Annotated in this window: 12 protein-coding genes; 5 read left to right on the top strand and 7 right to left on the bottom strand. The window is 66.4% G+C overall.

Translation table 11 applies throughout. The annotated features are described in order from the left end of the window. Positions 1-373: 373 nt before the first annotated feature. Positions 374-1,372: a thiopeptide-type bacteriocin biosynthesis protein gene (locus AC0Z36_RS28015; RefSeq protein ID WP_485465869.1), complete on the top strand. Its 999-nt coding sequence runs from the start codon at positions 374-376 to the stop codon at positions 1,370-1,372. Here AC0Z36_RS28015 and AC0Z36_RS28010 read toward each other — a convergent pair. The 4 genes from AC0Z36_RS28010 to AC0Z36_RS27995 form a co-directional block, all read right to left on the bottom strand. Continuing rightward, on the bottom strand, positions 1,356-2,261 hold the full coding sequence (locus AC0Z36_RS28010; RefSeq protein ID WP_485465868.1) for a hypothetical protein: 906 nt from the start codon (positions 2,259-2,261) through the stop codon (positions 1,356-1,358). The two genes, AC0Z36_RS28015 and AC0Z36_RS28010, sit on opposite strands and share 17 nt — an antisense overlap. After that, entirely contained in the window at positions 2,258-3,145 is an 888-nt protein-coding gene (locus tag AC0Z36_RS28005; protein ID WP_485465867.1) for a phytanoyl-CoA dioxygenase family protein, read from the bottom strand. The genes AC0Z36_RS28010 and AC0Z36_RS28005 overlap by 4 nt, the downstream gene beginning before the upstream one ends. Continuing rightward, positions 3,139-5,706 (bottom strand): lantibiotic dehydratase, encoded by a 2,568-nt coding sequence (locus AC0Z36_RS28000; RefSeq protein WP_485465866.1) that lies wholly within the window; start codon positions 5,704-5,706, stop codon positions 3,139-3,141. The genes AC0Z36_RS28005 and AC0Z36_RS28000 overlap by 7 nt, the downstream gene beginning before the upstream one ends. Positions 5,707-5,788: 82 nt before the next feature. Continuing rightward, complete coding sequence (locus tag AC0Z36_RS27995) at positions 5,789-5,947, bottom strand: hypothetical protein (RefSeq protein WP_485465865.1); 159 nt, start codon at positions 5,945-5,947, stop codon at positions 5,789-5,791. A gap of 353 nt (positions 5,948-6,300) precedes the next feature. On the opposite strand from AC0Z36_RS27995, the gene alaS reads away from it, so the two are divergent. The 3 genes from alaS to AC0Z36_RS27980 are packed head-to-tail and all read left to right on the top strand — an operon-like array spanning position 6,301 to position 11,297. After that, a complete protein-coding gene (gene alaS / locus AC0Z36_RS27990; protein WP_485465864.1) occupies positions 6,301-8,967 on the top strand; it encodes an alanine--tRNA ligase in 2,667 nt (888 codons plus the stop codon). 25 nt (positions 8,968-8,992) lie between these two features. Further along, positions 8,993-10,441 (top strand): MBL fold metallo-hydrolase, encoded by a 1,449-nt coding sequence (locus tag AC0Z36_RS27985; protein ID WP_485465863.1) that lies wholly within the window; start codon positions 8,993-8,995, stop codon positions 10,439-10,441. Beyond that, complete coding sequence (locus tag AC0Z36_RS27980) at positions 10,434-11,297, top strand: thiopeptide-type bacteriocin biosynthesis protein (RefSeq protein ID WP_485465862.1); 864 nt, start codon at positions 10,434-10,436, stop codon at positions 11,295-11,297. The genes AC0Z36_RS27985 and AC0Z36_RS27980 overlap by 8 nt, the downstream gene beginning before the upstream one ends. A gap of 2 nt (positions 11,298-11,299) precedes the next feature. On the opposite strand, the gene gntA is transcribed toward AC0Z36_RS27980, so the two are convergent. The 3 genes from gntA to AC0Z36_RS27965 form a co-directional block, all read right to left on the bottom strand. Further along, positions 11,300-12,283 carry a guanitoxin biosynthesis heme-dependent pre-guanitoxin N-hydroxylase GntA gene (gene gntA, locus AC0Z36_RS27975; RefSeq protein WP_485465861.1) on the bottom strand — a complete coding sequence of 328 codons (984 nt, stop codon included), beginning with the start codon at positions 12,281-12,283 and terminating at the stop codon, positions 11,300-11,302. A 261-nt stretch (positions 12,284-12,544) separates the two neighbouring features. Continuing rightward, complete coding sequence (locus AC0Z36_RS27970) at positions 12,545-12,784, bottom strand: DUF397 domain-containing protein (protein WP_485465860.1); 240 nt, start codon at positions 12,782-12,784, stop codon at positions 12,545-12,547. Beyond that, entirely contained in the window at positions 12,781-13,680 is a 900-nt protein-coding gene (locus tag AC0Z36_RS27965) for a helix-turn-helix domain-containing protein (protein ID WP_485465859.1), read from the bottom strand. Before AC0Z36_RS27965 ends, AC0Z36_RS27970 begins: the two co-directional genes overlap by 4 nt. A gap of 658 nt (positions 13,681-14,338) precedes the next feature. On the opposite strand from AC0Z36_RS27965, the gene AC0Z36_RS27960 reads away from it, so the two are divergent. Continuing rightward, positions 14,339-15,136 (top strand): hypothetical protein, encoded by a 798-nt coding sequence (locus tag AC0Z36_RS27960; protein ID WP_485465858.1) that lies wholly within the window; start codon positions 14,339-14,341, stop codon positions 15,134-15,136. Positions 15,137-15,207: the final 71 nt, after the last annotated feature.

Here is a 15,207-nt window from a genome sequence, read left to right as displayed (position 1 = left end):
CAAGCGAATCCCGAACGCCTGACCGGCGAAGATGCCCCGCCGTCACCCCATCGAGTGACCACAAGCCGGGCATAAGATCACATACCGCACTCTCACGGGGAGCTGAAAATCGCCGCCTGGGGAACCAGCAGTTCGAAGGCCCGGGAAGAGGCGTGGAGGCGAGGGCGTCGACTCCGACGTACCGAGCCAACCCGCGCTGCCCACATTGCGTCCCAGCGTAGCGATCTTCCTGGCGTCCCGTCAGTTCCAAAGCGCCGCCATTTTGCTCTGTTGGTCGGTTGAGAATCAGTCGGCGCGTCGCTACCTGCACACACCTATCCGCAGGGCTACAGCGGGCAGGAGAGGGCGACCGGGGAATGGCTACTCTGGCCGCATGGATGTCGGCAACGCAGTGGATGGGCAGATCCTGGTCGGCTTGGAGCAGCTGACCATCGTGGAGTTCCTTCGGCGGGTTGCCGGCCACCTGGATGGGACCGATGCCGAAGCCAGTGCTGATCTTGTCCGGCTCGCGGAGATCTTCCTCAGCGCCGGTCTGCCCGCCATTCGCTCAGCAGGAAGTGATCCAACATGGGTTCAGTTCGGGATACGCCTGCCCTCCGATGAACCTCACGAGCCGCTGTACGGTGCGTTGTCCGAAGCTGCCGGGCAGCTCTTGTCCTCGGGCACGGCCGAGGAATTCTATTTCATGAGCAAGCTTCCGGGTGTTCGGCTTCGGCTCCGGGCGGCACCCTCAGGACGCGCTGAACTCATCGGCCACGTACAGGAGCGGCTGCGGACGTGGCGGCGGCAAGGACTTTTGGCAGACTGGCACCCTGCCGTCTACGAACCCGAACAGCATCTGTTCGGAGGCCCGGTCTCGATGCGCAGCGTGCACCGCATCTTCACTACCGACTCACTCGTCTGGCTGGACTACCACGCGGCTGGGTCTGCGCTGGGTCCCGCGTGGGCGCTGTCGCTGCTCATGATCCGTGCGCTGTTTGATGAGATTGGTGTGATTGGCTGGGAGGACCGGGACGTCTGGGACCGGCTTCGCTGGCAGGCGGGCCGGCGATTCGACCAACACGAGCCGGAGTCCTGGGAACGAGCGGCGGCCGGGCTGCGTCGGGCGTGGAAGGAGCCTGACCGGCTTCGTTCGATGCTCGCTCCTGCTGCGCACGAACTCGTTGATCGGTTCCGCCAGGCGGTAAAGGCGGAGTACCCCCGCTGGGAGAGTGAGTACTTCCGCGCTCCGGGCGCGTATGTGGGGCCGCGCGAGGCGGCAGCGTTCCTGATCGTTTTTCACTGGAACCGGGCCCGGTTGCCGCACACACGGCAGACCGCGATCGCCGAGGCGCTGGCAACTTCAACGACCCGGCTCAACGAAGAGAACTGAGTGTCCACTGCTCCAAAGCCTCAGCCAGTGCCATCTCCTGAGAGAGCGTCACTCCGAGCGAGGCGGTGAACCAATGGAATTGCATCCACACCGATTGAGGGAAGAAGATGCCGGATTCCTGCAGGGCGGGATCGTCGGACCCCACGCGGTGCGGACTGGGTTTCCCGGTGGTGCCGGCGTTGAGCAGTGCCATTTCGATCTGGTGGACCCGGCGTCGTAGGACGTCGGGGTCACGATGGGCGCTGCCCAGCTCAAGGTACTGGCTGAGGTACTCCCGGCCGAATTCGGCCAGTTCCGCTCTTCGGCCCTCGTCGAGACCGAGGCGTTCGAAGAGATGGGCGAGGCAGACGGCGGCCAGGAGCGGAGGGCGCAGATGCGTCCAGGCGCCGGTCTGGCGGAGTGTGGCGAGTTGCTCCACGAGGTCCTGGCAGACTTGCAGGTGGGCTGGCAGAAGCCTCTGGTTCAGCGGCGTGTGGCAGTGCAGGTCCATCGGGTCGGTGTGCAGGCTCAGACGTGCTCGCTGCGCCGGAGTCGAGCGGGCCCAGGAGGCCAGCGCGCTACCACCGGCTATGACGACCTCGAGGAACGGCGATCCGCCTGTCGGCGTGGCAGGCGCGTCTGCTGGCTGCTTCTGCTCTGCACGGTGGGTGAACTTGGGGGTGCGTAACCGCTCGGGTGTGTATTCGTCCTGGGACTGGCTTCGTTTGGCTGCCCAGTGTGTGGCCTCGGTCTGGCCGTCGCCGACGTCGATGAGAAATGCCTCACCGGGTGCGTCCTTCGCAAGGGTGTGCAGTTCGAGGAAGGCGCGCTCGTTGGACAGGTAGCCGTAGCCGCTGGCGAGGGGGCGACGGGCACAGGCGTAGTACTGGTGGTAGCTGCGGGGATTCACAGGTTTTCGACTCGTGAGTCTTCCCCGTCGACGTAGTATTTCGAAGCCCGCCACTCGCGATCGGCCTCGTATCCGAGCCGGACCCTCAGCGGCTCCACGGGCTTGCCGACCCGGTCCACCAGGCCTGCCCGGTAGTGGTCATCGAGAGCGAAGAGCCTGCTCTGCACTGGGGTGGGTGACTCCACCACGTGGCGGGGAAGGAACAGCTCGTAGTCGACCAGCATGATCGTCTCCGCTAGCGGGGCGAAGCTCCACACGTACATGTAGCGGATCTCGGCGGTCTCGTTGACGAAGGTGGAGTGCCAGATGAAACCGTCCCTGATCAGCAGGTCGTCGGGACCGAGCTCCAGGGAGATCTCCCGTGGGTGCCTGGTCTGATTGTTGCGCCAGTGCGTGCTCTGTTCCCGACCGCTGTGGATGAGTTCGCGCAGCGTCGCTTTGACGGGCACTCGATGACTGCCCGGAACGACGCGGAGGCAGCCGTTGGCTTGGGTGGCCGGGGTCAGGTACCAGTGCACCTCGACTCGCGGGCCCAGGGGGCGCTGGGTCTCCTGGTAGTCCGTGTGCCAGTTGATCAGGGGCTTGATCCCCGGTGTGCGGTTCGCCCAGTTGCCGAGGAAAAGCCTGAAGTCCGGTGAGCCGTAGATCTGCTCAAGTGCGCTCAGGACCTGCGGGTTCTGGGGGAGTTGGAGCGTCTTTTCGTGGCTGTCGGCGACGGTGTACCGCGGGTCGAGCCGGGAGAGCCGCACACCGTCGGAGTTGGCGAGATCCCGGTTGTCCCGGGCCAGGGTGGTCAGGTGCTCGTAGTCGTCCGGGCTGAAGGGACAGGGGATCACGACGTAGCCGTGTTCCCTGAAGTGGCCGAGCTGCGAGTCGGTCAACATGGGGGTTCCTTGCCTGCCGCATCGTTGGTGTACGAGCACTGGAAGATTAGCGAGCTCGATTTTGACGGCGAGTCGACGAGTTCAGTGCCCGGGATCGGAAAGCGTTCCTCGATCAGCACGGTGCTGGCCCGGGTGGTGGTGGCCCGGCGCAGTATCTGGAAGAGGACTTCGGCTCCCCACGGCGAGGTGAGGTCGACGAACGCTGGCCGGGTGTCGTACGAGGTGTAGACGAACGCCTGATCGGGCAGGCGCTCCTGGAGTTGAAAGGTCCGCAGGGCGGTGTATCCGGCCGGCCTGGTGGCTGCGGTCAGGCGGGTCACCAGGGCTGCGGTGGGGAAGGACCAGCGCTCGGGTGACACGACAAGCGGCCCGGCCTTCAGACGGGGCATGTGGCCACCGGTTTCCGCTTCCCACGGCAGCCATCGGGGTGCGGTGATCACGGGTGCGGTGGCGAGGGTGAGAAAGCGCAGGAAGTGCAGGCGCCTGCTGAAACTGGGGCTGAGCGGGCTCGGCCAGGTGAAGTCCAGTGGCCTGCCATCGGGCCCGCCGGTCACCACGAATGCGGAACGGTTGCTGTCGAACCGGACATGGAGTTCGTGGTAGCGAACCATGTGGTCGGCCAGGCGCCCGGGTATGGGCTCGGATATCGGCAGGACGAGTTCGCCCTGCCAGTGGACAGCGCACAGGTTCTGCAGTCGGGGCTGTGCGTGGGTCGCGACCACCAGGGTGGGGATCGCGTCCAGGTCCTGGCCTTCGGGACCGGTAAGCCTGGTCGTCAGATATTCCTCGACCGCGTCCGCAGAGCGTCGATCGAGATGGGTGAGGGAGTTCAGGTGGCGTTCGATGAGCCGCCCGGAGACGGTAGCGGACTCGACCAGGACCTCGACGCCGTCGCCTGCTCGCCGTCCGATCCTGCAGATCACGTCGATGACCGGCCGTGCCGTGGCCAGGATGGAAGGCTCGATCGTGAGTGGCGGTATCGCGTACTCCGGGGATCCGGAGGCTGCCGCCCTTTCGAATTCTCGGAACAGCCGCGTGTACGGGGTGTCGTCGGCTGGAGGGTTGGGCCAGAGAAGGTCGCTGTCCGGGTGGACCGGGGAGTGTTCGGGACTCAGCAGGAACGAGAGCGCCTGGTCGATCACCGTCCAGTCGTCCACCAGGACGGTTTCCAACCGGATGGCCCTGTCATCGCCGTACTTGCCGCGGAAGTGATCGACATAGCGTTGTCGCTTGCGATACGTGGGGGTGAGCGGGTAGGCGAGGGCACCGAGGGTGAGGTACTGGGTGGCCGCACGGCGCACCGTCTCTTGATCCCGGGCGGAAAGACCGCCTTCGACTTTTCGGTATGTGTCGGCCGACAGGATGCTGCTCGGGGTGCGGTCCTCGCCGAGACTTTCGTCGGCGACCTGTCGCAGGGCCGAGGTAATAGAGGTGACGGCCAGTATTTCCAGGGCCTCGATGCCTTGCGGGCGCACGAAGCGCCGCGCGTGCCTCAGCAGGTCGAGGCTGGGGGCCGTGTGATCGGTGCCGTTGCGCCGGGCCTCCTGCGCGGTTGCGTCGATCAACTCCCACGGGTCGCGGTCGAGCGGAGTCACGAGGTCTTCGCGGACCAGGATGCCTTGTTCGACGAGGCGTCCGAGTACCCGGCGGTCGCTTTCGGACAGCTGCGCGTTCAGTTCCGCCGCGCCGGCCCCTTGGACCACACGTTCGACAATGGCTCGGGCTGCGGCGGGTAACGCCACGGCGGCAAGGCTCTCTCTCACGCGTGCGCCGACCCGGACCTCCCTCCACCACAGCAGACGCTCGCCGTCCAGCCGGGCTGCGGTGTTGAGGTGCAGTCCGCCCTTGCCGTCCAGGTAGCTCGCGGTCGGCCGGAGCGCCGCGATCACGTTGTTGCTGAGCTGCTGGTTCGGGCGCATCGCCAGGTACGCCGCATGGTCGACGGCGATAGCTGATCGGCTGACCTGGCCGAGTCGAAGGACCGCGGTGTCGGCGGCGAACGCCAACGGGCAGCTTTTGTAGGTGCTGCGGGCGGCAAGAGAATAGATCGTCCGGGCCAGCCTGCGACGCTCCTTCGCCTGGAGCGGCCGACCTGCTGTCGCCTTCTTTAGGGCGGTGGTGAAGGTGTTGCTCGCGTGGTCGGCGATGAGCCGCATCCGCGGATCGGCGAGCAGCTCGAAGGCCCGCTCTTCGAGCGCGGTTTGCTCTTCCACCAGGAGCCGGTGCACGTGGCTCTCGTGCTGGGCCCGCTTGTGGCGGAGAGCGGCGAGGTCGAGGAAGAGCTGCTGTGCGCCGGGGTCGTCCCGCAGGACGTTCGGTGGGCGGCTGGCTGCCCGCTGGGTCGAGTGGGCCAGCCAGGCTTGCAGGCTTGTCCAGACCTCCGGGGGGAACCGGTTCCGGCACTCCTGTACGCGCTGGGCCAGTTCGCTTTCCAGATCAGCGAGCCGCTGGTGTTCATCAAGGGCAGCGAGTGCTGTCGAGGACCATCGCAGTCGGGTGAGCCAGGCAGGATCGCCGGCGGATAAGCGCAGGAAGACAACCCTGGACAGATGAAGATCCACAGTCCCTCGACAAGGGTAGGTCGGCCGGGGGTGAGAACGCCTCGGCCCCGCAGCCGGTGCTGCGGGGCCGAGGGCAGGGTGATCAGTGGCAGGACGTGGTGCCGCCAGCCCGCGTGCCGCCGCGCTCGCTCACCTGGTCGAACCGGGTGAGGATCTCTTCGACCTCCCAGTCGTCGGCCGGCGCGTCCGCCCCGGCCGTTACCTGAACCTCTTCGGTGGACTCCAGTGTGCTCTTGCTCATCTCAACCTCTCCAGTCCGATGCGCATTGCCCGTCGAACGGTAGCCGGGGCCTCACTGAGGGTCAACGCGATTGAGAAGATCGGCGGAATCCCGCCGCGTGATCCATTCGATGCCGGGTCACCTGAAGATTCCGCGCGCAGGTGAACCCGGGTCAGGGACGGAACCTGGTGTTCCCTGGCATCGGCACCTGCGGTCCCCCTGCCGTGGTGCCGCTTCCGGTGGCGAGGGACAACTGGTGAGCGTCCGGCTGGCCGTTCGCCCTACGATGGGTTGCCTACGGTGCCGAAGGCCTGCTACCGGGGTGTCGGCACGTGCCACCTCGGTGGCTCAGAGTTTCTACACGGAGGGCAATAATGGAGTCGGCAGAGATCCGCAGGCGATGGCTCAACTATTTCGGCGAGCGTGGCCACACGGTGGTCGAGTCCGCTTCGCTGATCGCCGACGACCCGACGCTTCTGCTCGTCAACGCGGGCATGGTGCCCTTCAAGCCATACTTCCTCGGCGAGGTCGCACCGCCGTACCGGCGGGCAACCAGCGTCCAGAAGTGCGTGCGTACGGTCGACATCGAGGAGGTCGGCCAGACCACCCGGCATGGCACCTTCTTCCAGATGTGCGGGAACTTCTCCTTCGGTGACTACTTCAAGGAGACAGCGATCCCGCAGGCCTGGGATTTGCTGACCAAGTCCGTGTCGGACGGGGGTTTCGGACTGGACGACTCCAAGCTCTGGGTCACCGTCTTCCTCGACGACGACGAGTCCGAGGACATCTGGCGGCGGGTGGTCGGCGTGCCGGCCAACCGGATCCAGCGCCTCGGTGTCGAGGAGAACTACTGGTCGATGGGAGTCCCCGGCCCTTGCGGGCCGTGCTCGGAGATCTGCATCGACCGTGGTCCGGAGTTCGGACCCGGTGGCGGCCCGGAAGCCAACGAGGAACGCTACCTGGAGTTCTGGAACCTCGTATTCATGCAGTCCCTGCGGGGCGAAGGCGGGGCCAAGAAGGACTACCCGATCCTGGGTGACCTGCCGAACAAGAGCATCGACACCGGCCTGGGCCTTGAGCGCCTCGCGATGATGCTGCAGGGCGTGCCGAACCTGTTCGAGATCGACACCACGCGCCCCCTGCTGGACCGGGCCGCAGAACTCACCTCGACCAAGTACGGCAGGGACCCGAAGTCCGACGTGGCCCTGCGCGTGGTGGCCGACCACATCCGCACCGCCGTGATGCTCATCGGAGACGGCGTCACCCCCGGCAACGAGGGCCGCGGTTACGTACTGCGCCGGATGATGCGACGCGCGATCCGCAACATGCGCCTGCTGGGCGCACGGGGAACATCCGTCCATGAGCTGATCGACACCACGGTCGGGCTCATGAGCCCGCAGTACCCGGAACTGCTGACCGAGCACAGCCGCATCGACGCGATCGCCATCGCCGAGGAAGCCTCCTTCCTGCAGACCCTGCGCAGCGGTACCACGATCCTCGAAACCGCCGTGGCGGAAACCAAGTCGGCCGGCAGCGGGCTGCTGGCCGGGGACCGGGCCTTCCAGCTGCACGACACCTTCGGGTTCCCGATCGACCTGACCCTGGAGATGGCGGCCGAGCAGGGCCTGTCGGTGGACGAAGACGGCTTCCGCCGCCTTATGAAGGAACAGCGGGACCGCGCCAAGGCCGACGCCAAATCCAAGAAACTGGGCCACGCCGACCTGTCCGCCTACCGTGAGGTCGCCGACACCGCCGGGAAGACCGTCTTCACGGGCTACACCGCCAACGACGGCGAAGCCACGGTTCTCGGGCTGCTGGTCGACGGTCTCCCGTCGCCGGCCGCGCACGAGGGCGATGAGGTCGAGGTTGTCCTCGACCGGACCCCGTTCTACGCCGAGGGCGGCGGCCAGCTCGCCGACGCCGGCCGGATCAAGATGCAGAACGGGGCGGTCATCGCGGTCCGTGACGTGCAGCAGCCGGTGCCCGGCGTCAGCGTCCACAAGGGCGTCGTCGTGGTCGGCGAGGTCACCCTCGGGGCCGCCGCGTTCGCCGAGATCGACCTGGTCCGGCGCCGCGCCATCGCCCGCGCTCACAGCGCCACCCACCTCACCCATCAGGCCCTGCGCGACGCGCTCGGTCCGACCGCGGCCCAGGCCGGTTCAGAGAATGCCCCCGGCCGGTTCCGCTTTGACTTCGGCTCCCCGACCGCGCTTCCGGGCACGGTCCTCACCGATGTCGAACAGAAGATCAACGAGGTCCTGGCCCGCGAACTCGATGTGCGCGCCGAGGTCATGACCATGGACGAGGCCCGCAAGCAGGGCGCCATCGCCGAGTTCGGCGAGAAGTACGGCTCCGAGGTGCGGGTGGTCACCATCGGCGACTTCTCCAAGGAATTGTGCGGCGGGACGCACGTCGGCAACACGGCGCAGCTCGGCTTGATCAAGCTGCTGGGAGAGTCGTCCATCGGATCCGGTGTTCGCCGCGTCGAGGCCCTGGTCGGCGTGGACGCCTACAAATTCCTGGCCCGGGAGCACGCGGTGGTCGCGCAGCTCACCGAGATCGTCAACGCGCGCCCCGAGGAGCTGCCCGAGAGGATCGCCGGGGTCCTGCACAAGCTCAAGGAGGCCGAGAGGGAGATCGACCGGTTCCGTGCCCAGAAGGTCCTCCAGGCCGCTGCGGGACTCGCTGAGCAGGCCAAGGATGTCAACGGCATCGCGTTGGTCCTGGCCCGGGTGGCCGACGACCCCTCTGCCGACGATCTGCGCAAGCTGGTTCTCGACGTGCGCAGCCGGATCACGGGTAGGGGGCCGGCCGTGGTGGCGGTCTTCGCCGTGTCGAACAACCGGCCCCTCGTCGTGGTGGCCACCAACGAGGCCGCCCGTGAACGCGGGATCAAGGCCGGCGAGCTGGTGCGCACCGCGGCCAAGGCTCTCGGCGGCGGAGGCGGAGGTAAGGACGACGTGGCGCAGGGCGGCGGCAGCGACCCCGCAGCCCTTGACGAGGCGATCGGTCAGGTCCAGCGGGCAGTCGCACAGCGATAGTCACTCTTGACGCAACGTGGTGGGGGTGGGCACGATCAGTGCCCACCCCCCATTCGTGCCTTGGGCCAAGGCACGCCCTTGCGATCGGAGATGCCCGATCAAGATCAATGCGATCGGTCACGCGTCATTCCTGTTCGAGACCGCGGCCGGAAACGTCCTCACCGACCCGGTGTTCTTCGACCCGTTCGAGGGAGGGACAAACACCTCCTACCCACACCGGGTCGTTGATCCGGCCCGCCTCCCGAAGATCAACTGCATTGTCATCAGCCACCGCCACTTCGATCACTTCGATGTCAGGACCCTCAATCTGCTCGACCGGGACGCGATGGTGTTCTACCCCGAGGGCGATGACCTGATCGAGACGACTCTCATCGAGCTGGGATTCACCCGGCGACGCGGCCTTCGGCCGTGGGCCAAGGCCCGGGCCGACGGCCTGGAACTGATCGCGACACCTTCCCACGTCGGCTGGCCGGAGATGGGGCTGGTGATCCGGGACGGCCGCACCACCGTGTGGAGTCTGATCGACACCGTGATCGACGCCAAGGTCGTCGAGGACGTGCGCCGGCTCCTTGGCAAGGTCGACTGCCTGCTTGCCCAGTACAGCCCCATCCTGCAGTACGAGCTGCGCAATCCCGCCTCGCGCAAAACCCTCGATACGAGAGAATACGAAGAACTCATATCCCTGGTCCGGCTGACCGACCCGGACCTGGTAATCCCCAGCGCCGGCGGCTTGCGGTTCACCACCGCCGACTGGCAGAACACCTATGGGTTCCCGGTAACCCCGGACAGGTTCCTGGCCGACCTGGCGACCGCGGAGATCCCGGCCGAAGGGCTGATCCTCAACCCCGGTGACAACTGCGAGCGCACCGACAGCGGATGGGCCGGCAAACAGCAGGCCGCCTCTTTCGTACGGACGGTATCGACCGATGCCTACGCCCGCTGGCAGCATGATCCGGCCGTCGGGATCCCGCCTTTCGCTGACACCAACCCCCTCGGTATCCCGGCACAGGAGGCGCGGGCCTTCGCCCGCGACTACGTCCAGCACCAGCTCCTCGCCGATCTGACGCATCCCAGCAACGCCGACGCGCTCGCAGCATGGCGCCGCTGGCGGATCACCTGGCGACTCGATCTGTACACCCCGGCCGGGAGCTCCGAGGGAGACCGGCCGGAGAGTTGGTGGCTGGACTTCACCGACCACACCTTCCAGCTGCGACCGAGAGGCCCAGTGGAAGTTGACCTGCGCACCGCCGTGGCGGCCACTGGGATCCACAGCGTGATGACCGGGCGAAGCTCCTCCTACGGCTTCCTCTTCCTCGATCTGATCCGTCATTCCAGCCAGGTCTACTGCGCCGACCCCACGGGCATCAGGACAGGCGACGACGAGGTCACAGAACCCCTGCATACCGCACTCACCGGCCCCCGGGACCTCGACCGCGATTTCGTGGCAGCCGAACTTGCGAAGTGGCGTGCCTGAAAACCCTTTTGACGCCACCTGGTGGTCCGTGAAGGTCTACGTCGAGCCGGCCCGGCAGGACACCTACCTGGAGCATGTTGCCCTCGCGCTCCTGGAGAGTGAGAGGGCAGTCGGCAGTGAGTGGTTCTTTGTCCGCTACTCCGACCACGACGAGCGCCTGGAACACGGGCCCACCCGCCCGCAGGCGGCTACGGTCCCCAGGGGCGACCACCTGCGGATCCGCGTACGCGCATGCCCGGAAGCGCTGCGGGCGTGGCATGGCACGATTCTCCAAGCGAGCGACGAACTCTCCTCAACGCCCGAAGTCATCACCCACTACAGGCCTGAGACCGACAGGTACGGCGGTGACGCCGGGATGCCGATCGCGCACGATACCTTCATGGCCGACAGCCTCAACGTCCTCACGCTCCTCGAACTCGTCCGGCGAGAACCACTGATCGCTGTCGTCACCTGCTGTGATCTGCTCGTCCGCCTCGGACTGTCCCGACCGGAGATCGGCGCCGTCATGACCGCCCACGTGCGTTGGATCGCCAACGAGATCGCCGCCGACGCGGCCGGCCGGGAAACACTCACCACCCAGGCGGACGCAGCCCTCCACAGGAGCGCGGAACGGATCAAGACGGCCCGCGAAGCCGTCGCGTCCTGCCAGTCGTACGCCGACCTGAGCCCACTGCTGGTGTCTATGGGCGACCGATGGAGAACGGCGGAGCGCCAGGGGCTGCTCCGCCGCTCTCCACAGGAGATCTACATCGACCTGCAGCACATGCATTTCAACCGGCTCGGAGTCAGACCCCGGCGCGAGTTCTCGACAGTCCTCCTGGCTGAAGCCGCTTTACGGCAAGGGCTCCTGCTCTGATGTCACAGGTCGAGCGTGATATCAGAGGTCGGCTCGCCCAGGCACAGTAGGACCTGCCCGGGTCGCAGCTCGGCGAGGGGCTCCACCTGGTAGGCCACCTCGCCGTCCTCCAAACGCGTGGCACACCGTCCACACACGCCCGAACGGCACAGCCAGTCCACCCGCACACCTTTGCTGAGACACAGGTCCAACAGAGTGCGGCCACTCCCGGGCTCCCACCGCAGAGCGACATCCGATCGTGAACACCGCACCATGTGAGCGCTGTTCACCACGGCGGGACTCGGGGCCGACACCGGGTCGGCGTGACCGGTCTTCGGGCCGCTCGCGGCGTGCCGGGGGCGGAGGGGGCATCGCCAGTCCGGTTCGGTCGCCCGTCCTGAGTAGTGCCGGGCCTCCTGGGCTGGGTACTCGGTCAAACTCGGGTTGACCGATCCCTGGAGCATGACCTCCCGTCTGCGGATCTCGTCACGCATCTTCCGGAACGTCCCTACCTCGTACAGCAGCTGAAACTGCTCGTGCGAGTTGAACACCAACGCCGGATAGCCGAAGCGCCTGCTGATACGTGACGCTCCGTCATGCATCCCGACGACGAAGAACGGATCCCCCGCAACACAGAACCCGAAGTTCTCCGACTCCGGCGAGGGATCAAACTCCGGATGCCAGGCGAACTGTTGACTGTCGAGGTCATGGAGCAACTGCAGTTGGCACCACAACAGGGCCTCAAACTGCCCTTCTGTGAGCCGGAGCGGACCCTCGAAGGTCCCCACGAAAGTGGCGGTGTGCGGGTCGAGGGTGTTCCTGATGGCCACGAACTCGGATAGATCCTCGAAGAGCCGTGCCGCAGCCTCCTGGGTCCCCAACTCCTCATAGTGATGGTGCACCAGTGTGCTGCGGTCGAGCGCGGCCTTCGCACCCACGCAGGCGAACCGATCTCCCGAGATGAAGGCGTTCAGGGTAGCCCGTGCTTCGTCGTTACGTGCTCTCACCAGACAAACCCCCGGAAAGCTTCAGGCACAGTCGCGCGCCACCGGATCTGCGTTGGCAGCGAGCCTCAGCCGATCGTCCCTGTTGGAGAAGCGTTCTGTCAGGCCAACCGGCCAACCGTCTCGGGCATCCGTCAACATGGGGGGCGAGCTGAGCACGCCGTGCCACCCCACGCTGGGGGAAAACCAGCATCCCCCAGCACCTGAGGCGTGCAGTCCTCGGGAAGACCAGGATGGTCAGCCCGCTTGCGTCTGCTGGGTGGGTCAGTTGAGGTTGAGTAGAAAGTCGAACTCGCCGTCCTTGGCGCCGAGGAGCCACGCCCGGGCTTCTGCCGGGGTGTAGATGTGGGGGAGTCGATTGGGGTTGGTGGAATCGCCGATCAGGATGTAACCGTCTTTGATGCCGACGCGGACACAGTCTCCGCCTCCTCCGCTGTGCGAGGAGATCTTCCACTCGACCTGGGTCAAGTCAAGGTCGGCGGGGTCCGGCTTGCGTGCTGTCACTGCTGCAGCTCCTTGATCATTTCTTTGAGGCGTATGCGGGTTTCGTCGGGCTGAAGTGCCCTGCCCCACAGATCAGCGAAGACCCCGCTGTAGCGCAGAATGTCCGCGTCTTCTTCCAGGTACACCGAGCGGCTCATGGTTTCGACGCAGACGACGTCGGGGGTGGACTCCGGGAAAGACATCACGACGAACGGCCCCGCCAGCCCCGGATGGATCCCGATGCTGTCCGGCAGGATCCTGATGGCGTGTGGCGGATGTTCGGAGGCGGCGAGTAAGCGCTCCAACTGCGCTCTCATCACCGTTGTGCCCCCGACGGTCCGCCGGAGTGCCGCTTCCGTGACGAGGGCCTGGAAGCTGACGAGGGCACCCTTCACGATCTCCTGCTGCCGGCTCATCCGTAGCGCGACCAGGCCGTTGAGTTCGGTCGGCGTGAGGTCGGGACGCATCCTTTCGAGCACGTGGCGCGCGTACTCGGGCGTCTGGTGCAGGCCGGGAATGAGGGCGGTCTGGAAGTTGCGCAGGTGGGAGGCGCGCCGCTCCAGTGTGAGGTACTCCTCGAATTTCATCGGGCCGATCACGGCGGAGTACCTGCGCCACAGGGCGGGCCTTCGGCGCCGGGTCGTATCGATGCCGAGGAGGCCGAGGAGGTCGCGGCGTGCGGTGGCGTCGGCTCCGTAGCAGTCGAGGAGGGCGCTTGCTGTCTCCTTGGAGACGCCGCGCTTGCCGTTCTCGATTCGGCTCAGGGCACTGTTGTCGATCTTAATATCGCGGTCCCGGAGTGCCGCATGTTGCGCGACCTCGACGAGGGTCAATCCCGCGATGTCGCGCAGCTCCTGCAGCCGACTGCCGATTTCGCGGCGCGTGAGTGACCACGATGCCCCATTCGTCTGCGCCATGTGGACAAGTGTGCCGGGTCGTTGAGCGCTCTACAAGCAATCGATCGAGCAATCTGCTCGGAACTGTTGCTAACTGTGCATCAAGGGGAGCATCCTAGCGAAGGTCACGAAGTGTACGACCTTAGTAGCCGTCCGAGCTGTGCCGGGCCGGCCGTCCCGTCGGTATCCGCTCGTTCAACCTTCAACTCAGGAGGGCCACCGCGATGCCGCGCCCGACGTTGTTCCGGCTCCTGATCCAGGAACAACACTGGGACGACTGGGCAGTGTCCCGTAGTCAGTTTGACGGTACTGCGCGTTCGATGGCCCGCAAGGCCAGAGTTCCGCACCTCACTGACCTCACGGTTGCCCGGCGAACGCGTGACCGGTGGATGTCGCTAGCGTGGCCCGGGCGCCCATCGCTGGAAGCCGCCGCAGTGCTCGATCGCCGACTGGGAAAATCATCCGCAGACCTGCACGAGCCGGTCACCGACGCATCGAGGACTCGCGCACTCGCCCCCGGACGAGGAGGACCTGGCTGCTGTCATGAGACGTCAAGCCATCCCACAGCTGACACTGTCCCCTGCGGGCCACGCGGAACAGCCGGGGGAACCGCAGGGCTCCTGGAGCCGCCTACCTGCGGTGAGCGGCTCTGGTCCCAGCTCCGAGGGGAGTGATGGGGATGAAGGCAACTCTCTTCCGCCAGTTGGTCCAAGAACGTGACTGGACCACCATCGAGAGCTTCAGCCCGCAGTTTGCCAGGGCTGCGGCAGACCTGGCCGAACGACTGGGGGAGCCGCGGCTCGCGGATGTAGTGGTCTCGCGGCGGAGCTTTGATCGTTGGATGCGCGGGGATCTGGGAGGGGTACCGCAGCGCGACACCCGCCGCATTCTCGAGCACCTGTTTGTCGAGCCCGCAGCCCGGCTCTTCCGCCCGTTGATCCCCGCCGTCCAACCAGCCACGCCCCCGCTGGGAGATACCCCGGTCAATTCCCCCGCTCCGGCCATGGACACCACGCGTCTGAAGACTCCCTGGCACACAGCCGTCGACCCGACCCTGGTCCCGCACTGGAGCGGATTGCTGCACATCCTGACGGCCTCCCACAACGCTTTCGGCCCGGCGCGGATACACGGAACGGCCGCCCGCGAACTGGCCGTCATCCGCGACCACCGGCTGCGGGCACAGGGACAGGTCCGGGCGGGCCTGCTGAGCGTGGAGGCACGCTGGGCGGAGTTCGCGAGCTGGACCGCCGAGAACCTCGGCAACGGGGTGGACGCGTCCTTCTGGCTGGAGCATTCCCTCGAACTCGCCAATGAGGGCAACGACGCGCCGATGGCAGCCTACGTGCTGATGCGGCAGGCGCAGCGGGCCGCTGAGCGGCGGGACGGCCGCAGCGTGTGCGACCTGGCCGCCGCAGCCTGGGAGACCAGCGGAGTCAGTGACCGCGATCGCGCCCTGAGAGTGCGGTTCGCGCCGTGATGCCCGATTCGCGATGAGGTCTGGGTGAGGTGCCCTGCTCGGCGGGGTCGGCCAGTGCTCAGGGGCGGGGC

Source organism: Kitasatospora sp. UYEF31 (assembly GCF_057291755.1).
The sequence above is the reverse complement of the archived record's forward strand: the minus strand, read 5'-3'. Positions and strand labels throughout refer to the sequence as shown.

Coding starts and splice junctions, on each gene's coding strand:
- AC0Z36_RS28015 (WP_485465869.1), top strand. CDS start 374: ATGGATGTCGGCAACGCAGTGGATGGGCAGATCCTGGTCGGCTTGGAG.
- AC0Z36_RS28005 (WP_485465867.1), bottom strand. CDS start 3,145: ATGTTGACCGACTCGCAGCTCGGCCACTTCAGGGAACACGGCTACGTC.
- AC0Z36_RS27995 (WP_485465865.1), bottom strand. CDS start 5,947: ATGAGCAAGAGCACACTGGAGTCCACCGAAGAGGTTCAGGTAACGGCC.
- alaS (WP_485465864.1), top strand. CDS start 6,301: ATGGAGTCGGCAGAGATCCGCAGGCGATGGCTCAACTATTTCGGCGAG.
- AC0Z36_RS27965 (WP_485465859.1), bottom strand. CDS start 13,680: ATGGCGCAGACGAATGGGGCATCGTGGTCACTCACGCGCCGCGAAATC.
- AC0Z36_RS27960 (WP_485465858.1), top strand. CDS start 14,339: ATGAAGGCAACTCTCTTCCGCCAGTTGGTCCAAGAACGTGACTGGACC.